Raw genomic sequence first — 18,828 nt, 5'->3', positions numbered from 1 at the left:
GGTCAGTTGTCTTCTTCGCGTTGCTTGAAATGGGTGGCGAAATTGCAGGGGCGGTGACTGCTGTCCAGCTGCTCGCGGATGATCTGCGCCCAGGCGGTTTCGCAGGCGTTGTTCGAGCCGGGCAGGCAGAAGATCAGCGTCTGGTTGGCCGAGCCGGCAAAGGCGCGCGACTGGATGGTGGAGCTGCCGATCTCGGTATAGGAGATCTGGCGGAACAGCTCGCCGAAGCCGGGAATCTCGCGGTCCAGCAGGGGCATGATGGCCTCGGGCGTGTGGTCGCGATGCGAGAAGCCCGTGCCGCCCGTGGTCAGGATCACCTGCACCTCGGGATCGGCGATCCAGTCGCTCATGATGCGGCGGATCTGATAGATGTCGTCCTTGACGATGTCGCGGCGCACGCACTGATGGCCGGCATGCGCGAGGCTATGGGCCAGCAGATTGCCGGAGGTGTCGTCGCCCGCGCTGCGGGTGTCGCTGACCGTAAGCACGGCGCAGGCCAGCGAAACAAGGCTTTCGTCGCTCATGGATTTTCCTCTTCTAGGCGGTGGTGTCTTCATCCCAGGACTGCGTGCGGTCCTGGTCGGATTGGCGTTGCTCCACCCAGAAGCTGCTGCCGCCCGCGAGGGTTTCGCGCTTCCAGAAGGGCGCGCGCGTCTTGAGCGCGTCGATGATGTATTCGCAGCCGCGGAAGGCGTCGCCGCGATGGGCGCTGGCCGCCGCGACGAAGACGATCTGGGCATTGCGGTGCAGCGGGCCCACCCGGTGCACGATGACCGTGCCGGCCAGGTTCCAGCGCGCGCGGGCGGTCGCGGCGATCTCTTCCAGTTCACGTTCGCACATGCCTGGGTAGTGTTCGAGAAAGAGCGTGTCGGTGGGCGTGTCGGGCGCGTAGTCGCGCACATAGCCCACGAACGTGACGATGCCGCCCACGCCCGGGCCGGCGCTCTCCCGCAGCGCGGCCGTGAGCGCGGCGCCGTCGAAGTCGGCTTCCTGGACGCTGATCATGGCGTTCAACCTCCGGTGACGGGTTCGAATACCGCGACCTCGTCGCCCGCGCGGATGGGCGCGGACGGCTTGGAGTGGGTCTGGTTGATGGCCAGCTTCAGGCGCGCGGAGGGCGCCAGCTGGGGGTAGCGTTCGCCCAGCGCGGCAAGCAACTGCGCGCCGGTGGACTCGCCTTCCAGTGGCCAGGCTTCGGAGCGCTTGCCGACCAGTTCGGCCACGCGCGCGAAGTAGAGAAGATTAATCGTTGCGCCATTCACCGCTTTTTCCTCCTGCCTTGTACTTAAGGCGAACTTGCTCGATGACGATGCCCTTGTCGGCAGCCTTGCACATGTCGTAGATGGTCAGCGCGGCGACGCTGCAGGCCATCATGGCTTCCATTTCCACGCCGGTCTTGTAGCTGGTGCGGCAGGTGGCCAGCACGTCGATGCGGTGTTCGGCGTCGTCCAGCGCGAACTCGACGCCGACGAAGGCCAGCGGCAGGCTGTGGCACAGCGGGATGGTGTCGGCACAGCGCTTGGCCGCCAGGATGGCGGCGACGCGGGCGGTGTTGAGGACTTCGCCTTTGCCCTGGCCCGGCTGGGTCAGCAAGCCATAGGCGACGGCGTTCATGCGCACGCTGGCGGTGGCGATCGCCACGCGCTCGGTGTCGGTCTTGGCGATGACGTCGACCATGCGGACCTGCCCGGCTTCATCCAGGTGGCTCAAGGTTGGGGTGGGCGTGGACATGGGAATCGGGAGCGATAATTGTTAATGATTGAAAAGGGCGGTCCCGGCTGGCCGGATCGGCCCATCGATACGCCTATGATAGACGAGCGGTGCAGGGGGCGCGATAATCGCGCCTGTAGTCATTAGAAGGACGGAAACGCTCGTCCTTCAATTCGTATCAGGAGACGCGCAATGCCCTTGCGGATGCCCAAGCTTCGGTTAACCCGCCGGGTCGGCAAGATTCTTCTGGGTATTGCGGCATTCGTACTGATCCTTTTCGGGGTTGCCGCCTGGCAAGTCCCCAAAGTGCTGCACAACGTCCTGGTGCAGGACGTCTCCAAGATGATCGGGCGGGACGTCTCCGTCGGCGACATCAGCTTCAATCCCTTCACGCTGACCGTCCGCGCGCGCGACTTGGCCGTGGCCCAGCCAGATTCGCAGACGCCGCTCTTGACGCTGGCCGAGCTGGACGTCAGCGCGGCCTGGACTTCCCTGTTCTGGTTTGCGCCGGTCGTCGATCGAATGACGCTGCGCGAGCCTAACATCGCCATCGTCCGCGAGGACGTCACGCGCTTCAATTTCTCTGATATTCAGCAACGAGTGGCCGAATTGACGGCCGCCCAGCCCGAAGAACCGCCCAAGCCGGACGAAGGGCTGCCGCGCTTCTCGCTGAACAATATGGTGATCGAGAATGGCACGATCACGCTGGATGACAAGGTCACCGGCCGCAAGCAGGTGGTCGACGAGCTGGGCGTGGGCGTGCCGTTCATCTCCACGTTCGGCTACGCCACCGACATCGATGTGCAGCCGCGCGTGCATCTGCGCATCAACGGCAGCCCCTTTGATCTGAACGGCGTGGCGCGCCCCTTCGACAAGGTGCCCTCGTCCACGCTGCGCGTGGCCTTCAACGGGCTGCAGCTGGAAAAGTGGGCGGACGTCTGGCCCATGCCGCTGCCGTTCAAGGTGGAAAGCGCGCTGCTGGATTCCAACCTGCAAGTGGTGTTCGAGCAGCCCAAGGACGCGCCGCCCAAGATCCGCGTGGTCGGAGACCTTGGCCTGCGGCGGCTGGACCTGCGCGACACCGCTGGCGCAAATCTCGTCGCCTGGAGCGCGCTGACGGTCACCCGCCTGGAACTGGAGCCCATTGCGCGCCACGCCTATGTGGGCGAGGTGGGCCTGTGGGCGCCGCAGATCCACGTGCGCCGCTACGCCAATGCCAACCTGAATTGGCTGGACGTGGTCGCCGGGTTGAAACGATTGGGCGGCGTGGAGCCGACCGCCACGCCGGTGGCCGACAAGCTGCGCAAGGCCAGCGGCCTGGACCCGGCCAAGGCGGGTGGCAAAGCCGGTCCCGCCGCGGCCCCGGCCCAGCCCCAGGCCCAGGGCGCGCCGGCCGCAGCGGGCGCAACCTCGGACCCCTCCGCCAAGGGCGCTGCGCCTGCAGCAGCGGCCGCCGCCGCGGGAGCGCCCGCTGCGGGAACGCCCGCCGCGGGAGCGCCCGCCGCTCCGCCCGCCACGACTCCGGCAGGAACCCCGGCCGTGGACGCCGCCGCGCCTCAGCCGGCGCCCGCGCCCGCTGAATGGAAGGTCGAGCTGGATGCCTTCAATCTGCACGAAGGCGAGGTCTACGTCACCGACGCGGTCAGCAAGCTGGACTACGTGATGACCGGCCTGGCCGCGACGGTCGAGGGCGTGGCCCTGCCGCAGGTGTCCGGCCAGCCCATCAATTTGTGGCTGACCATGGACAACAGCACCGACGGCGGCTGGCTGCGCGCCAAAGGGCCGCTGGTCCTGAAGCCGCTGTCGCTGGAACTGGGCGTGCGCTTGGGCAACATTGCGCTGGCGCCCCTGGCGCCGGCCGTGCGCAACGCGGCGCCGATCGCGCTGCTGGATGGCCGCCTGGCCGCCAGCGCGCAAGTTCATGTGAAGGAAACGAACGGCGCGGTGGATGCATCCGCCAGCGCCGTGCAGGCCGACCTGACCCAATTCAAGGCCCGCGACGAATCCCTCAAGCCCGCCGTGGACATCGCGCTGCAAAGCCTGCGCGTGACCGCCGACCGCCTGGCCATGGGACCGGGCCAGAGCAATTTCACCCTGGCCGCCGCCGGCATCCAGGGCAATGGCAAGCTCGATCTCAAGGGCGCGTTCACGCCACAGCCGCTGACGGTGAAAACCTCCGTGGACCTGTCGGAACTGAACGTCGCGTCCTTTGCGCCCTATGCGGCCTCCAGCCTGAACGCCACGGTGCGCGCCATCACGCTGGGCGCCAAGGGCAACGCGGAGTTCGCCGCCGCGGCCGGTTCGGCGCCGATGAAGGCCAGCTGGAAGGGCGGCGTCGAAGTCACCGGCGTGGATCTGCAGGACCGAGTCAACAAGGATGACTTCCTGAACTGGAAGCGCCTGGGCTTTACCGGCATGGACATCTCGGTGGCGGGCGACAAGATCGGCGCCAAGCTGGGCGACATCGCGCTCGAGGATTTCTACGGCCGCGTGCTGCTCAACGCCCAAGGTCGCCTGAATGTCATGGACCTGGTGGCGGCTCCCGGCCAGGCCGGGGGCTCCATCACCCAGGACACCCAGACGCCCGGCCGCAGCGCCGCGCCGCCACCCGCCGCGCCCGCCGCAAAGGGGGGCGGGGGCATGCCGGACATCTCGGTTAACAGCGTCACCTTGAACCGCGGCCGCATGACCTTCACGGACCGCTTCGTCAAGCCCAACTACGTGGCCGAGCTCTCCAGCATCGAAGGTTCGATCACGGCGGTGTCGTCCACCAATCCCCAGCCCGCCAAGGTCAAGGTTACCGGGCGCGTCTACACCACCGCGCCGCTGTCGATCAGCGGGGTGGTGCAGCCTTTCGCCAAGTACCTGTCGCTGGACCTGAAGGCTTCGGCCAAGGGCGTGGACCTGCCGCGCTTCAACACCTATTCGGCCAAGTACGTGGGCTACCCCATCAAGCGCGGCAAGCTCTCGGTGGACCTGGAATACAAGATCAAGGACCGCGCGCTGCAAGCCACCAACCATGTGGTGCTGAACCAGCTGACCTTCGGCGACAAGACCAACAGTCCCGACGCGACCAAGCTGCCGGTGCTGCTGGCCGTGGCCTTGCTGAAGGACTCGCGCGGCAACATCGACATCAACCTGCCGATTTCCGGTTCGCTGGACGATCCGGAGTTCTCGGTGGGCGGCATCGTGGTGCGCGTGCTGCTGAACCTGGTGGTCAAGGCGGTGACTTCGCCCTTCAGTCTGCTGGCCTCGGCCTTCGGCGGCGGGGAAGAACTGTCCTACGTGGAATTTGCGCCTGGCAGCGCGGCGCTGACCGAGGACAGCCTGCAGCGCATCGACACGCTGACCAAGGCGCTGACGGACCGTCCGGCCCTGAAGATGGACATCAGCGGCCGCGCCGATCCCAAGACCGACATGGAAGGCCTGCGCCAGGCCTGGGTCGACGCCAAGATCCGCGCCGCCAAGGCCGCGGACGTCGCGCCGCGCGGCAAGAAGCCGAACCCGGCCGGCGTCGAGGTCTCGGGCGCGGAGCGCGCCAAGTATCTGGAAGAGGTCTACGACGACACGGACATCAAGGACAAGCCGCGCAACTTCATCGGCATGTCCAAATCCGTGCCGGCGGCGCAGATGGAGGAGATGCTGCGCAGCGTGGCGCCGGTGGGCGACGAGCAGTTGCGCCAACTGGCCGATGCGCGCGCGCAGGCGGTTTATGAGAAGCTGCAAGCCCAGGAAGGACTCGCGGATCGCGTGTTCATCGTTGCGCCGCAACTGGACGCGGATGGCATCAAGGACGAGGGGCAACCCTCGCGCGTGGACTTCTCCCTGAAGTGAACCAGGCTGGTCCGGAAGGCGGCGTCCAGCCGCCCCTGCCAGCTTTTTGCCAGGAGATTCTCGATGAATGACCAGGACGCGCACTTCGACAGCCTGCTGCCGCCCCTGCGGCTGAACCGGCGGGGTTTCATGGCCACCACGGTGGCGACGGGGTTTTCGCTGGCGGCCGGACAGGCCGTGGCGCAGACCACGATCACCACGGACGTCAACGGCCTTGTCGCCGGCAAGGTGGACATCCCGGTCAAGGACGGCAAGATGCCGGCATACCGCGCGGCGCCCAAGGGCAAGAAGGACCTGCCCACGGTGCTGGTGGTGTCGGAGATTTTCGGGGTGCACGAGTACATCCAGGACGTGTGCCGGCGGCTGGCCCACCAGGGCTATCTGGCCATCGCGCCCGAGCTGTTCGCGCGCCAGGGCGATCCGTCCAAGTACACCGAGATCCCCAAGTTGCAGGCGGAAATCATCGGTAAGGTCCCGGACGCGCAGGTGATGTCCGACCTGGACTCGACCGCGGCCTGGGCCACGTCCAACGGCGGCAATCCGGACCGGCTGGGCATCGTGGGCTTTTGCTGGGGCGGCCGCCAGGTCTGGCTGTATGCGGCCCACAACCCGAAGCTCAAGGCCGGCGCGGCCTGGTACGGCCAGTTGGGCGGGCAGCCTTCGGAACTGAAGCCCAAATCGGTGCTGAGCCAGGTGAACGACCTGAAGGCGAAGGTGCTGGGGGCGTACGGCGGCAAGGACGCCGGGATTTCGATGGCGGACGTGGACAAGATGCGGCTGGAACTGGCGCAGGGGCCGGCGGCGGCGAAGGCTTCGCGGATCGATGTGTATCCGGACGCGCCGCATGCGTTTCATGCGGATTATCGGCCTTCTTATCGGAAGGCTGAGGCGGAGCAGGCTTGGACGCGGATGTTGGATTGGTTCAAGCAGAACGGGCTTTGATCTTCGTGGGTTCGTTTGGGTCTTCTTGGGGCTTGTTGGGCGCTATGAGTGCGCACGAGTCTTCGTAGGTCCCACGAGTCTTCGTAGGTCCCGCGAGTCTTCGTAGGTCGCCCGTCGTCGCGGGCGGCGTGGCGGCTCGCGCCCACGATTGCGGTCCGGAGCGTTCGCTCCGGACTCCCCCGTCGTCATCTTCGTCAAGGCCTTCGGCCTTTCCTTCAGATTCCCTCGGGCGCATCGAGGTTGCGAGCCGCCACGCCGCCCGCGCCGACGGGCTGCGTGCGTCTTGGCTTGTTGCGTTGCTAGAGCTGTGGTCGGCGGAGAGTCTTGGGCTGCCCGTATTAATCGGCCGCGCGGGCGGCCGATTAATACATACGTCATTATTTGAAGTGTGATTGTGATCGCTGGCGCGCATGCCTCGATTGGATTTCTTCTGGCGTCGCCGTCAGGGGGGAGGGGCGGTGATGGGTGGCGCGCGGCGGGCAGCCGTTTGTGCATGAAGACCCGTACGCGCGCCACCCATCCGGTTTTGGAGTTCAAGTGGCGATTGACTTGCCAACGGGCTTTGATGGGCCGTCACGAAAAAGTGCCCGTGATATCCACGATCACTCCCCACCAGCGCGCAGCGCCATCGGGAATCGCAAGACACCGCGTAAGCCCCCAGAGGCCGCCTGCGCGGCCGGCCGGGGGCGGGCCCCGCAAGATCCATCGCCAAACCCCACCGGCGGCGAGAACCCTAAGCACACCGTTCGTCCTCGGGGCCAGGAAGTTTCAACCAGCAGAGCCAGTCGCGGCGGCGGGGCCAGAGGCGCGGGGCGTCGATAAGCCCGAGGGAATCTGAAGGAACCGCCGAAGGCGGTGACGAAGATGACGAAGGGGAAGTCCGGAGCGAAGGCTCCGGACCGCAATCGTTGCCCCGCGCCTCTGGCCCCGCCGCTGCGACTGGCGTCTCAAGAACCTGAACCTTCAGAAACAGAACCTGCTACTGCGCCTTCTCCCCCGGCAACCCATCACTAACCTCCGCCAACGCCCTCTTCATATCCTCATACTCCATCACCCTCTCCCCCTGAAACCCGCCCAACACCCCCCGGCACCCGTCCACCCCCGATCGCTTCATCTCTTCCATCATCGCCGTTCCCTGCGCCTGTCCCTTCTGGAACAGCCCGTCATACCCGCCCGAAGGAAAGCCATATTCCTGCGCATACTGCAGCAGGTTCTTGCGGGCCGTGGCCTGGTGCTGGGCCAGATCGGGTTCGGAAGCCCCGCAGGCGCGGGCGGCGCCGTTGGAGGCGCCGGCGGCGATGACGAAGGAGTCGTATTGGGCCTGTTCGGCGGCATCGGGAGCCGCCCAGGCCGTGGCGGCCGAGGTCAGCGCCAGGGCCAGGCCGGTCAAGATCTTGCGCATCGATGAATCTCCGCTAGATGCCCGCCAGCCGGCAGCGCGGCGTGCGCGGGCGGTGATTGCAACCACAACATTATGGCAATCAGCCGTTTCGCGCCCGTGTAGCCTTGGTGTGGAGTCGTTTCAGACTGTGCATCTTTCTTTCCCTGACGCTGGCTGGCCAGCAAGGCGGCCGCGCAGGAACTATGATGGAGCCTGTGGGGCGCTCCTGCCCCAATGCATTGCCCCTATTCCTCCTGGAGATCTACATGACGATCAAAGTCGGCGATCGCGTGCCGGACGGCACCCTGACCGAATTCATCGAAACCGAAACCGCCGGCTGCTCGCTGGGCCCCAACGCGTTCCAGGTCGCCGACCTGACCCGCGGCAAGACCATTGCGCTGTTCGCCCTGCCGGGCGCCTTCACGCCCACCTGCTCGGCCAAGCATCTGCCGGGCTATGTGGAACAGGCTGCGGCCCTGAAGGCCAAGGGCGTCGATGAAATCTGGTGCGTGTCGGTCAACGACGCGTTCGTCATGGGCGCCTGGGGCCGCGAGCAGAAGACCGAAGGCAAGGTCCGCATGCTGGCCGACGGTTCCGCCTTGTGGACCAAGGAACTGGGCCTGGAGCTGGACCTGATCCAGCGCGGCATGGGCGTGCGCTCGCAGCGCTACTCGGCCCTGATCGTCGACGGTGTGGTCAAACAGCTGAACGTCGAAGGCCCCGGCAAGTTCGAAGTCAGCGACGCCGCCACGATGCTGTCGCAAGTCTGATCCCACGCAGTTCCTGTTTTACCGCTTAGCGCAGCGGGCCGCTTTCGCGGCCTGTTGCGCTGCCGCCAGCAGCGGTTGCCGACGCCATGCTCGCCACCATTTCCTCCTTTTCGTCGCTTTACTTCGCGACCTTGCTGATGCTCATCGGCACGGGTCTGTTCAACACCTATATGGGGCTCAGGCTGACAGCGCAGTCTGTCAGCGAGGTGTGGATCGGCGCCCTGATCGCCGGCTACTACCTGGGCCTGGTGTGCGGCGCCCGCCTGGGGCACAAACTCATCATCCGCGTGGGCCACATCCGGGCGTTCGTCGCCTGTGCGGCGGTGGCCACCAGCATGATCCTGGCCCAGACGCTGGTCGAATCCATGCCGCTGTGGCTGGTGTTCCGCGTCATTTCGGGCATCGTGATGGTGACCGAATTCATGGTCATCGAAAGCTGGCTCAACGAGCAGACCGAAAATCACCAGCGCGGGCGCGTCTTCTCCGTCTACATGGTCGTGTCCGGCCTGGGCACCGTGCTGGGCCAACTGGCCCTGACGGCCTATGCCACGCTGGACCTGCGGCCGCTGACGCTGGTGGCCATGTGCCTGGTGCTGTGCCTGGTGCCTATCGCCGTCACCGCGCGCTCGCACCCGCCCACGCCGCTGCCGGCGCCGCTGGACATACGCTTCTTCATGCGGCGCGTGCCGCTGTCGATGACGGTGTTGTTCGTGGCCGGCAACCTTTCCGGCGCGTTCTATGGCCTGGCGGCCGTCTATGGCGCCAAGCATGGCCTGTCCACCTCGCAGGCGGCGATTTTCGTGGCCGCAGCAGTGACCGCCGGCCTGCTGTCGCAATGGCCCATGGGCTGGCTTTCCGACCGCATCAACCGCGCCGGTCTGATCCGCTTCAATGCGCTGCTGCTGGTGCTGCTGCCGGTGGTCATGTGGGGCTGGATCGTGCTGCCGTACTGGGCGCTGGTGGCCATGTCCTGTGTCTTCGGCGTGCTGCAGTTCACGCTGTACCCGCTGGGCGCGGCGTTCGCCAACGATCACGTGGAATCCGAGCGCCGGGTCAGCCTGTCGGCCGTGCTGCTCATGACCTACGGGGTCGGTGCATGCGTGGGGCCGATGATTGCCGGGGTGCTGATGTCCCTGGCCGGCCCCAGCATGTACTACGTGTTCATCTCCGCCTGCGCCCTGATCCTGGTCTGGCATGTGCGTCCCACGCGCGTCACCGGCGCGCATCAGGTGGAAGAAGCGCCCACGCATTTCGTGCCCATGCCGGACACGCTGCAGAGCTCGCCCGCCGCGGCGGTGCTGGATCCGCGCGTGGATCCTGCAACCGACATCGCCATGGAAATGGTGCAGCCCGAAGTGGCGCCCGTGGCAGCCACTGAGCCGCCCGCTGCGGAACCGCCTGGCGATGCCGCGGCGGATGTGGCGGCGGATGTGGCGGACGACGCGGCCGAAGACGGCCGCCAGAGGCGCACCGGCACCTGAGGCCGGGGTCGCGTCCTTACCAGGGCGCCATCAGCACGATGGCAGCCAGCGCCAGCGCGATGCCCAGCAAGTTCAGCCGGGTCAGCGGTTCGCGGAAGGCCAGTGCGCCGACCAGCGTGCCCAGGGTGATCACGCCCATGTTCATGGACGCGAACACCAGCGCGGGGTGCTCGGGCAGCGACTGGTGCGCGCGGATGTAGGTCAGGATGTTGCCGAAGTTCGCCAGTCCCAGCGCCGCACCCGCGGCCAGGTGCCGAAGCTGGCAGCGCACCCGGCGCCACAGCAGGTAGCAGAGCATCAGCACGCCGGCGACGAGGAAGGCCAGCAGCAGCCCGCCCGCGAAAGCGGTGCCCGCGCGCGCCATCTGCTTGAACAGGATGTCGATGACGCCATACCCCACCCAGACCACCAGCGGCCACAGCCACATGGCGCGGCTGCTTGCGGCCGTGTCCTCGCCCGGCGTCTGCGCGCGGGGGGCGCGGCGCAGCAGGCAGTACAAGGCGCTGGCGGCCAGCAGGGTCGCGGCCAGCTTGCGGCCGCTTACCGGTTCGCCGAACAGCAGGAAGGCCGCCAGCAGCGGGATGAACAGGGACAGGCGCTGCGCCGCGTCGCTGCGCACGATGCCGGCATGGCGTACGGCCGCCGCCATCGCCAGGAACACGCTGGGCAGCAGTACGCCCAGCGCGGCCAGCACCAGCCACGGCGTCTGTGGGGTCAGCAGCGCCGCCGGGTCCGGGCGCAGCACGGCCCAGCAGAGCAGGGCGGCCACCGCATAGTTCATGGCGATGGCCTGGCGCACGTCGACTTGATAGCGCCGCGCCAGCTTCAGCAGCACGGCCACGGTGACGCTGCAGGCGACGCTGGCCAGCAGGTAGAGGAGGCCGGGAGTCAACGGCATGCCGTGGCGTCGTGGTGCGTGTGCTGGGCGGCGTCGATGCGCATGCCCAGGCGCTGCAGCAGGCGCTGGTCGGCTTCCATCTGCGGATTGGCCGTGGTCAGCAGGGCGTCGCCGTAGAACATGGAGTTGGCGCCCGCCATGAAGCACAGGGCCTGCAACGCGTCATCCATGGCTTCGCGGCCGGCGGACAGGCGCACGGCCGCGCGCGGCATGGCGATGCGGGCCACGGCAATGGTGCGCACGAACTCGAACGGGTCCAGGGCTTCGACGCCGGCCAGCGGCGTACCTTCCACCTGCACCAGGTTGTTGATCGGCACGGACTCGGGATAGGGCTCCATGTTGGCCAACTGGGCGATCAGGCCGGCGCGCTCGCGGCGCGATTCGCCCATGCCGACGATGCCGCCGCAGCACACGTTGATGCCGGCGTCGCGCACCCGGTCCAGCGTGTCCAGCCGGTCCTGGTAGGTGCGGGTGGAGATGATCTTGCCGTAGAACTCGGGCGAGGTGTCGAGGTTGTGGTTGTAGTAATCCAGGCCCGCGCTCTTGAGCTGTTCGGCCTGGCCCTCGCGCAGCATGCCCAGCGTGACGCAGGTCTCCAGGCCCAGGGCCTTCACCGCGCTGACCATCTCGGCCACCGCCTCCAGGTGGTGCGGCTTGGGGCTGCGCCAGGCGGCGCCCATGCAGAAGCGCTGTGCGCCGCCTTCCTGGGCCTTGCGGGCCGCTGCCACCACGTCCGCCAGGGGCATCAGCTTGTCGGCGTCCAGGCCGGTGTCGTAGTGCGAGGACTGCGGGCAGTAGGCGCAGTCCTCGGGACAGCCGCCGGTCTTGATCGACAGCAGGCTGGACAGCTGGATGGCGTTGGGATCGAAATGAGCGCGGTGCGTCTGCTGCGCCCGGAACACCAGATCCATGAACGGCAACTCGTAGAGCGCCATGATGTCGGCGGCGCTCCAGGCGGGGGCGGCGGTCGGTTTGGCGACGGTCGGGACGGGAATGTAGGCGGTCTGCACGGATGGGCTCCTTTCGGTCTTGCGGGGATCGCGCCGCTTGTCGGGCAAGGGCAGGATCGGCGGATCGTAAGAAGCTGCGCAGGGTTTGCGCAATGAAGGCTGCGTGGCCGAAATTAACGGCCTGTTGCTGTGATTTTTGTGGAAAATGGAAGATTTTGAGGGGCGTCGACTTCTAAGTGGCGCACATCTTCGGGGACGCCGGGCAGCCGTTTATTTTGAATCAAATTGTAAATAGTCGAGGGATGTCAGCCCTTGGCGCGCTTGTTTCGCGTCTGCGCCTGTTCATGCCCGGTGATGCCGCGGTCGCGCGCCCACACAATGGCCGCGCTGCGGCGGTGCACGCCGATCTTGCTGTAGATCGTGGCCACGTGGTTGCGCACCGTGTTGCGCGACAGCTTCAACTGCCGGGCAATGCCCTCGTCGTCATGGCCTTGACACATCAGGCCCAGCACCTCGCGTTCGCGGGAAGTGAGCTGCGCCAGTTCTGCCACGTCGCGGGTGGCGGGCGCCGGCTCACGCAGTTGCGCCAGCTTTTCGATGACGCTGCGGCTGAACCAGGAAGTGTCCTGCATGACGGCCTCGATCGCCGTCAGCAGTTCCGCCTCGGAGCGCTTGCGTTCCGTGATGTCCTGGACCGCCAGCAGTACGCGCGGCTGCCCGCCGATAGTCACGGGTTCGGCCGACAGCAGGCAATCCAGCCGGCTGCCGTCCCGGGCAGCCAATGCCACCTCGCGGTTGCGGGCGCTTTCACCGCGCTTGAGGCTGGCCTCCAGATCTTCGGCGAGCTGGAGTCCCAATCCGGTCAGCGTCTGGCCTATGCCGTCCTGCGCAGAGGCGCCGGCGGCCGTGGCAAAAGCGTCGTTCAGGTCCAGCGCCAGCAGGGTCTCGCCCTCGCAGACGGCCATGGGCACGGGCGCGAGGCGGAATGTCTTGGAGAAGCGTTCCTCGCTTTCGCGCAGGGCCAGTTCGGTGCGCTTGCGGGCCTCGAGGTCGATGAAGGTGAACAGCATGCATGGCTCGCCCTGCATGTCGATGGGTTGGCCCGCGACGATGACGAACTTCACGCTGCCGTCCGCCAGTTTCAACACGCCCTCGCGCTGCGCAATGGTCTGCCCCTCGTTGAGGCTGGCGATCGCGTTGTCCTTGTCGTCGCCGCCGTCCAGCACGTCCAGCTCATAGGCCGACCTGCCCACGATGGCGTCGCGTGCATAGCCGGTCATCTCCAGGAAGCCCTGGTTCACCTTCACATAGCGCAGGTCGGACAGGCGGCAGATGAGGGCGGGTGCTGGATTGGCGCCGAAGGCGCGCTCGAAGCGTACTTCGGCATTGATCTGCTCAGTTTGGTCATGCAGGATCAGGACGCGGTAGTCGGTCCCTTCGCTGCCGTCCAGGTTCAGGCCGCTGGCGCGTATGTTGCGCAGGAACGCGTCATCGTCCTTGCGTTCCAGGTCCAGCAGCAGTTCGTCGAACGGCTCGGCCGCGGCCAGCAGGTCCAGCGGATATTGGCGCGCTGGCACGCGGTGATGATTGCGGTAGCTGAGGCTGTAGCGCTTGCGGTAGCCGGCTGGCGTGCCGCCCAGTTCATCCAGGTTATCGGTGCCATGCAGCTTGAGCGCGCTGGCATTGGCCCAGGCGATGGCGCCGTCCGCTTCGAGCAGGATGATGCCTTCGTTCAGGCCTGCGATGATGCGTTGCAGATGCTGGCGGTGCGGATGGGGAGCGGCGGCGTTCGCGGTCACGTAGTCCTCTTCTTTTCGCAGGGCACGACGCAAAGAGAATGAAGGCGCACTGAAAGGCTGTCCAGATGGCGAAATGGACGAGTCTGAGCGTAGGGGGCAATGGCGGGGAAGATGGCTGCCGCTAGATGATGCGGGCCGGAATGCAAAAAAGCTCCGGAAACCGGAGCTTTCTATGGCTGGCAAGGCCGAGGCGCTTGCGAACTGCGTGATGTGCTTGGCGGAGCGGACGGGGCTCGAACCCGCGACCCCCGGCGTGACAGGCCGGTATTCTAACCAACTGAACTACCGCTCCGCAGCGGTTTACTCTGACTTCTTCAATGCACTGCGGTGTCAAGGCAGTTTGGTACTACATGCCAGAAAGACTGGCGTCCCCTAGGGGATTCGAACCCCTGTACTCACCGTGAAAGGGTGATGTCCTAGGCCTCTAGACGAAGGGGACCTGAACAAAACAGAACTACTTTACTACCGTACTGCTTACTGGTGGAGGTAAGCGGGATCGAACCGCTGACCTCTTGCATGCCATGCAAGCGCTCTCCCAGCTGAGCTATACCCCCCAGGATCCTCGATGCCCCAAACTACAGACAACAAGGTCTCACACTATATAAAGCAAAAAAGCCCCGAAAACGGAGCTCTTGAAAGACTCTGAGCGAGAGCTTTGGCGGAGCGGACGGGGCTCGAACCCGCGACCCCCGGCGTGACAGGCCGGTATTCTAACCAACTGAACTACCGCTCCGCAGCGGCGTACTCAACTACATTGTCACTTCAACTGCATCACTACATACTGCTGCCAGAAGAACTGGCGTCCCCTAGGGGATTCGAACCCCTGTACTCACCGTGAAAGGGTGATGTCCTAGGCCTCTAGACGAAGGGGACTTGGACTTGCAAACTGGTACTGCATCCTTCGCCGTTGACTGGTGGAGGTAAGCGGGATCGAACCGCTGACCTCTTGCATGCCATGCAAGCGCTCTCCCAGCTGAGCTATACCCCCGTCTTTCTAATCAGCCCGTTCAACGTTTTACGAAACCGAACACACGTTTTACCGAGTGCTTTTTCGTAGTTCGTTGCCGGTTTTGTTTAGTGCCGTTGGCGAAGAAACGAGATTATGCACGAACTAAATTGGGTGTGCAAGTCGCGATGAGGCAAAAAGCTAAAAAGTCGTGAAAAAAAGGGGGCTGGAAGGCATTTTAGGGCCGATTTTGCGCTTTTATTGCTCAGCTTGAGCTAGCGTGATTGATGCAGAAATCAAGTAAATCAAAGACTTGTGAGAATGCTATCGTGAGCGGAAATTTTTTTCGTCGATCCGGCATTTTTTGCACCGGACCCGCACACACGGACATCGCCATGAGCAGCAAGACTTCGTTCCCCACACGCCCGCTGGGCCAGAGCGGCATGGACATCACCCGCATCGGGCTGGGCGCCTGGGCCATCGGCGGCAGCGGTTGGGCGGTGGGGTGGGGGCCGCAGGACGACGCCGATTCGGTGGCGGCGATCCGCCGGGCCGTCGAGCGCGGCATCAACTGGATCGATACCGCGGCGGTGTACGGCCTGGGGCATTCCGAGGAGATCGTGCGCCGCGCGCTGGCGCAGATGGCGCCTGACGCCCGGCCTTACGTGTTCACCAAATGTGGCCTGACCTGGTCTGCGGAACAGCCGCAGGCGATGCCGCGGCGCACCGGCGCGCCGGCCAGCATCCGGCGCGAAATCGAAGATTCGTTGCGCCGGCTGGGCGTCGAACGCATCGATCTCTATCAGATGCACTGGCCGGCGGGCGATGGCACGCCGCTGGAGGTGTACTGGCAGGAACTGCTGGATCTGAAGCGGGAGGGCAAGGTCAGGGCGGTGGGCCTGTCCAACCACAATCTTGCCCAGCTGCGGCAGGCAGAAGCGCTGGGGCATGTGGATACGCTGCAGCCGCCGTTTTCGGCCATTCAGCGCGCCGCGGGCGCGGAGCTGATTCCGTGGTGCGAACGTAACGGCACGGGCGTGATCGTCTACAGCCCGATGCAGTCCGGCCTGCTGACCGGCGCCTTCAGCGTGGAGCGCGCCCGTGCTCTGCCGGCGGATGATTGGCGCGCGCGCAACGCGGAGTTCGCCTCGCCCGGCATCGAGCGCAACCTGGCGCTGGCCGATGCGTTCAAGCCCATCGCCGAACGCCACGGCGCCACGGTGGCGGCCGTGGCGGCGGCCTGGACGCTGGCCTGGCCGGGCGTCACGGGCGCGATCGTGGGCGCCCGCAGCGCGGCTCAGGTGAATGGACTGCTGGGCGCAGCGTCGCTGGAACTGGATGGCGATGACATGGACGCCATCGCGGACGCGATCGAGCGTACCGGCGCCGGAAGCGGGCCGCTGCGCCCGCCCGGGGAGAGCGGGGCGCTGCCGGCGAATCTGTTCGCTTGAGGGCGCCTCAGGCGCGACGCGTCTTGCGGCCGCTGCCGAACGCGGCGATCAGCGCCAGGCCGATCAGGGCCAGTGCCGTCTTGTCGCCAAAGCGCGCGTATGGCGTCAGCCCCGTCATGCCTTGCACGGCCACCGGCAGCACACCGGCCTGCAGCGGCGCGAGCTGGGCCGCGACGCGGCCTTTGGCGTCAATGGCGGCGGTGATGCCGGTGTTGGTGGAGGTCAGCATGGGCCGCGCCGTTTCCATGGTGCGCACGCGGCCGATCTGCAGATGCTGGCGCAAGGCCCAGGAGTCGCCGAACCAGCCCAGGTTGCTCACGTTCACCAGTATCGTCGCGCCCGGTTCGCCGTTGGGGCCGGGTTGCAGCGCGGGCAACAGGTCGGGGCCGAACAGGTCTTCGTAGCAGATGTTGAACGCGATGTGCTGGCCGCCGACCGCGAAGGGCGTCTGGCGTACCGCGCCGCGATCGAAGTCGCCCAGCGGAATGTTCAGCATGTCGACGAACCAGTGGAATCCGGGCGGCACGTATTCGCCCCAGGGCACCAGGTGGCGCTTGTCGTAGCGCATGGCGGTGGTGCCGGCCACGAGCTGTTCGACCGGGGTATTGCCGTCAAAGCCCATGACGCTGTTGGTGTAGCGCTCGCGGCCATTGACGCGGTCGTGCAGCGGCACGCCCATGGCGATGGTGGTATTGCGCTGGGCGGCCAGGTCGCGCCAGACCGCCCAGACGCGCGGATCCAGCTGGTCCTGGAAGATGGGCAGCACGGTTTCCGGCAAGATGATCAACTGCGGCGCGGGCACGCCGGGAGCCGGCGGCATGGCTGCCAGGTCCAGGTGGCGCACCAGGCTCTGGTCGAGCAGGGCGGGGTCGAACTTCTGCGACTGCTCGATGTTGCCCTGGACCAGGCGCACGTTCAGCGGATCGCCGGACGGCGTGGACCAGTCGATGCGGGACAGCGGCCAGCCAGCGGCGGCCAGGGCCAGCGCGATACCGGCGGCCAGGGCGTGGCGCGAGCCAGTCCCGCTTTTACGCGAGGGCTGCCAGAGGCTGGCGAGGGCAGCGGCGACGAAGGCGGCCAGGAAGGCCATGCCGTGCACGCCAAGCAGCGGCGCCCAGCCTGCGATGGGGCTATCGACTTGCGCGTAACCGATATTGAGCCAGGGAAAGCCCGTCAGCAGCACGGCGCGCAGCCATTCGAAGGCCGCCCACATCGCAGCCCAGGCCAGCGTGCCCGACAGTATGCGGGAGGGCGGAGAGCCCGGCTCCAGCGGCGCGTAGCGGCGCGCCAGCGCGCTGGCCGTGGCCGGGAACAGCGCCAGGAAGGCCGACAGCGCCAGCACCGCGGCCACGGCCAGCGGCGCGGCCAGATCGCCGTAGCGGTGCAGGCTGATGAAAATCCAGTAGAGGCCCAGCGAGTAGCTGGCGAAGCTGAACAGCCAGCCGCGCAGCCAGGCCTGTTTCGCCGAGGGCGCATACAGGGTCACGCGCGCAACGATGGCCAGCATCAGGACCTGTGTGGCCGCCAAGGCCCAATCCGGCAGGGGACCGGGCGAAAAAGTCAGGGCGTGCGCGGCGCCCGCCAGCACCAGGCCGGCGGCGCCGCGCAGTTTATGGCTGCGCGGGGACTGGGTCATGCGTCTTCGGAGGAGCGGGGGGCTTGGGGTGCGGCGTTGCGCTTGACGCGCAGCCAGATGGCGCGGCGCGCGTCGCCGCGGGCCACTTCCAGGCGCAGGCCGTCGAATTCGGCGATGTCGCCGCGGCGCGGGATGCGGCCCAGCTGTCCGCCCATCCAGCCGCCGACGCTGTCGTACTCGTCGTCGGGCAACTGGCAGCCGAATACGTCGTTGAAGTGCGAGATGTCGGTGGCCGCCAGGACGCGCCACTGGTTTTCGCCTTCGGGGAAGATCGAGTCTTCCTCGGTTTCGTCGAATTCGTCTTCGATATCGCCGACGATCTGTTCCAGCACGTCTTCCATCGTCACCAGGCCGGAAATGCCGCCATGCTCATCGATGACGATGGCCTGGTGGTTGCGGCTGGCGCGGAACTCGTGCAGGAGCACGTTCAGGCGCTTGGATTCGGGGATGAAGACGGCGGGCCGCACCAGCGTGCGCACCTCGATGCCGGGTTCCAGCATGCAGCGCAGCAGATCCTTGGCCAGCAGGATGCCGATGATGTTGTCGCGATCGCCTTCGTAGACGGGGAAGCGCGAGTGGGCGGTCTCGATGACCGAGGCGACCAGGTAGGGAATGGGCTGCGTGACGTCCAGCAGATCCATGCGCGAACGCGGGACCATGATGTCGCCCACGGTGCCTTCGGACACGGCGAGCGCGCCCTTGATCATCTTGTAGGATTCCGCGTCGAGCAGTTGGCGTTCGTGCGCGGCTTCCAGAACGGCCTTGATGCCTTCGCGGTCCTCAGGCTCGCGGCGCACGAGGGAAAGCAGGCGGTCTAGAAGGGATTTGGCGGCAGGTTTGGAGGAGCGAGCAGGCGTCGCTTCGGGAGCAGGATAAGGGTCAGACATCGTCCGGGAGGACAAGTTATGGAGGGCCCAGCATAACCGATACTGGCCTGCAATTTGTAACGGCGGCCCCCAAAATGAGGGGAACCGCCGCCATCTGCGCCTTGCTGGACGCCATTTTGCGGCAATTTTTGCCGCCGGGCCGC

15 protein-coding genes and 6 tRNA genes are annotated in these 18,828 nt (G+C 66.3%); 5 read left to right on the top strand and 16 right to left on the bottom strand.

Translation table 11 applies throughout. From position 1 onward, the window contains the following. Positions 1-2 precede the first annotated feature (2 nt). From moaB to moaC, 4 genes are read right to left on the bottom strand one after another with little or no spacing between them, the layout of a single operon-like run. Entirely contained in the window at positions 3-524 is a 522-nt protein-coding gene (moaB, locus tag HV793_RS00565; RefSeq protein WP_054451576.1) for a molybdenum cofactor biosynthesis protein B, read from the bottom strand. Between the two features lie 13 nt (positions 525-537). After that, positions 538-1,005: a molybdenum cofactor biosynthesis protein MoaE gene (locus HV793_RS00560; RefSeq protein WP_175212472.1), complete on the bottom strand. Its 468-nt coding sequence runs from the start codon at positions 1,003-1,005 to the stop codon at positions 538-540. A gap of 5 nt (positions 1,006-1,010) precedes the next feature. Next, positions 1,011-1,262 carry a MoaD/ThiS family protein gene (locus HV793_RS00555; protein WP_054451574.1) on the bottom strand — a complete coding sequence of 84 codons (252 nt, stop codon included), beginning with the start codon at positions 1,260-1,262 and terminating at the stop codon, positions 1,011-1,013. Further along, a complete protein-coding gene (moaC, locus tag HV793_RS00550; protein WP_042794830.1) occupies positions 1,243-1,731 on the bottom strand; it encodes a cyclic pyranopterin monophosphate synthase MoaC in 489 nt (162 codons plus the stop codon). Before moaC ends, HV793_RS00555 begins: the two co-directional genes overlap by 20 nt. A 171-nt stretch (positions 1,732-1,902) precedes the next feature. Between moaC and HV793_RS00545 the strand changes: the two genes are divergently transcribed. Together HV793_RS00545 and HV793_RS00540 are read left to right on the top strand one after the other, a co-directional pair. Continuing rightward, complete coding sequence (locus HV793_RS00545) at positions 1,903-5,544, top strand: DUF748 domain-containing protein (RefSeq protein WP_175212471.1); 3,642 nt, start codon at positions 1,903-1,905, stop codon at positions 5,542-5,544. 63 nt (positions 5,545-5,607) lie between these two features. Beyond that, a complete protein-coding gene (locus HV793_RS00540; protein ID WP_119452207.1) occupies positions 5,608-6,486 on the top strand; it encodes a dienelactone hydrolase family protein in 879 nt (292 codons plus the stop codon). A 979-nt stretch (positions 6,487-7,465) separates the two neighbouring features. Here the strand turns inward: HV793_RS00540 and HV793_RS00535 are convergent. Continuing rightward, positions 7,466-7,888 (bottom strand): hypothetical protein, encoded by a 423-nt coding sequence (locus HV793_RS00535; protein WP_175163597.1) that lies wholly within the window; start codon positions 7,886-7,888, stop codon positions 7,466-7,468. A gap of 245 nt (positions 7,889-8,133) precedes the next feature. On the opposite strand from HV793_RS00535, the gene HV793_RS00530 reads away from it, so the two are divergent. Continuing rightward, a complete protein-coding gene (locus HV793_RS00530) occupies positions 8,134-8,637 on the top strand; it encodes a peroxiredoxin (protein WP_054451571.1) in 504 nt (167 codons plus the stop codon). Positions 8,638-8,723: 86 nt separating this feature from the next. Then, positions 8,724-10,118, top strand: a complete 1,395-nt coding sequence (locus HV793_RS00525) for an MFS transporter (RefSeq protein WP_175212470.1) — start codon at positions 8,724-8,726, stop codon at positions 10,116-10,118. A 16-nt stretch (positions 10,119-10,134) separates the two neighbouring features. Here the strand turns inward: HV793_RS00525 and HV793_RS00520 are convergent, their stop codons facing one another. The 9 genes from HV793_RS00520 to HV793_RS00480 form a co-directional block, all read right to left on the bottom strand. Then, a complete protein-coding gene (locus tag HV793_RS00520; protein ID WP_175213130.1) occupies positions 10,135-11,010 on the bottom strand; it encodes an EamA family transporter in 876 nt (291 codons plus the stop codon). Then, positions 11,007-12,026 carry a biotin synthase BioB gene (bioB, locus tag HV793_RS00515; RefSeq protein WP_054452235.1) on the bottom strand — a complete coding sequence of 340 codons (1,020 nt, stop codon included), beginning with the start codon at positions 12,024-12,026 and terminating at the stop codon, positions 11,007-11,009. Before bioB ends, HV793_RS00520 begins: the two co-directional genes overlap by 4 nt. Positions 12,027-12,271: 245 nt before the next feature. Beyond that, positions 12,272-13,765: a PAS domain S-box protein gene (locus tag HV793_RS00510; RefSeq protein ID WP_119451031.1), complete on the bottom strand. Its 1,494-nt coding sequence runs from the start codon at positions 13,763-13,765 to the stop codon at positions 12,272-12,274. Between the two features lie 215 nt (positions 13,766-13,980). Next, a tRNA-Asp gene (locus HV793_RS00505) sits at positions 13,981-14,057 on the bottom strand. A 71-nt stretch (positions 14,058-14,128) separates the two neighbouring features. Beyond that, positions 14,129-14,204: transfer RNA gene (locus HV793_RS00500), tRNA-Glu, on the bottom strand. 39 nt (positions 14,205-14,243) lie between these two features. Then, positions 14,244-14,319, bottom strand: a tRNA-Ala gene (locus HV793_RS00495). Positions 14,320-14,421: 102 nt separating this feature from the next. Beyond that, positions 14,422-14,498, bottom strand: a tRNA-Asp gene (locus tag HV793_RS00490). A gap of 64 nt (positions 14,499-14,562) precedes the next feature. After that, positions 14,563-14,638, bottom strand: a tRNA-Glu gene (locus HV793_RS00485). A gap of 39 nt (positions 14,639-14,677) precedes the next feature. Next, a tRNA-Ala gene (locus tag HV793_RS00480) sits at positions 14,678-14,753 on the bottom strand. A gap of 353 nt (positions 14,754-15,106) precedes the next feature. On the opposite strand from HV793_RS00480, the gene HV793_RS00475 reads away from it, so the two are divergent. Then, entirely contained in the window at positions 15,107-16,162 is a 1,056-nt protein-coding gene (locus tag HV793_RS00475) for an aldo/keto reductase (RefSeq protein WP_175212469.1), read from the top strand. 7 nt (positions 16,163-16,169) lie between these two features. On the opposite strand, the gene lnt is transcribed toward HV793_RS00475, so the two are convergent. Together lnt and HV793_RS00465 are read right to left on the bottom strand one after the other, a co-directional pair. Continuing rightward, the gene (gene lnt, locus HV793_RS00470; RefSeq protein WP_054451566.1) at positions 16,170-17,798 is read right to left on the bottom strand and encodes an apolipoprotein N-acyltransferase; all 1,629 of its coding nucleotides are present in this window, start codon (positions 17,796-17,798) and stop codon (positions 16,170-16,172) included. Further along, positions 17,795-18,685, bottom strand: coding sequence for a CorC family transporter (locus HV793_RS00465; protein WP_054451565.1), 891 nt, complete (start codon positions 18,683-18,685; stop codon positions 17,795-17,797). The genes lnt and HV793_RS00465 overlap by 4 nt, the downstream gene beginning before the upstream one ends. Positions 18,686-18,828: the final 143 nt, after the last annotated feature.

The organism is Achromobacter aegrifaciens, assembly GCF_902859965.1.
Classification (GTDB): Bacteria; Pseudomonadota; Gammaproteobacteria; order Burkholderiales; family Burkholderiaceae_B; genus Achromobacter; species Achromobacter aegrifaciens.
This window is presented reverse-complemented; position numbering and strand designations above follow the sequence as displayed.

Bases quoted from the DNA above. Each gene is read 5' to 3' on its own strand.
- moaC (WP_042794830.1), bottom strand. From the start codon at position 1,731: ATGTCCACGCCCACCCCAACCTTGAGCCACCTGGATGAAGCCGGGCAG.
- HV793_RS00540 (WP_119452207.1), top strand. From the start codon at position 5,608: ATGAATGACCAGGACGCGCACTTCGACAGCCTGCTGCCGCCCCTGCGG.
- HV793_RS00475 (WP_175212469.1), top strand. From the start codon at position 15,107: ATGAGCAGCAAGACTTCGTTCCCCACACGCCCGCTGGGCCAGAGCGGC.
- HV793_RS00535 (WP_175163597.1), bottom strand. From the start codon at position 7,888: ATGCGCAAGATCTTGACCGGCCTGGCCCTGGCGCTGACCTCGGCCGCC.
- moaB (WP_054451576.1), bottom strand. From the start codon at position 524: ATGAGCGACGAAAGCCTTGTTTCGCTGGCCTGCGCCGTGCTTACGGTC.
- HV793_RS00465 (WP_054451565.1), bottom strand. From the start codon at position 18,685: ATGTCTGACCCTTATCCTGCTCCCGAAGCGACGCCTGCTCGCTCCTCC.
- HV793_RS00545 (WP_175212471.1), top strand. From the start codon at position 1,903: ATGCCCTTGCGGATGCCCAAGCTTCGGTTAACCCGCCGGGTCGGCAAG.
- HV793_RS00525 (WP_175212470.1), top strand. From the start codon at position 8,724: ATGCTCGCCACCATTTCCTCCTTTTCGTCGCTTTACTTCGCGACCTTG.
- HV793_RS00530 (WP_054451571.1), top strand. From the start codon at position 8,134: ATGACGATCAAAGTCGGCGATCGCGTGCCGGACGGCACCCTGACCGAA.
- lnt (WP_054451566.1), bottom strand. From the start codon at position 17,798: ATGACCCAGTCCCCGCGCAGCCATAAACTGCGCGGCGCCGCCGGCCTG.
- HV793_RS00560 (WP_175212472.1), bottom strand. From the start codon at position 1,005: ATGATCAGCGTCCAGGAAGCCGACTTCGACGGCGCCGCGCTCACGGCC.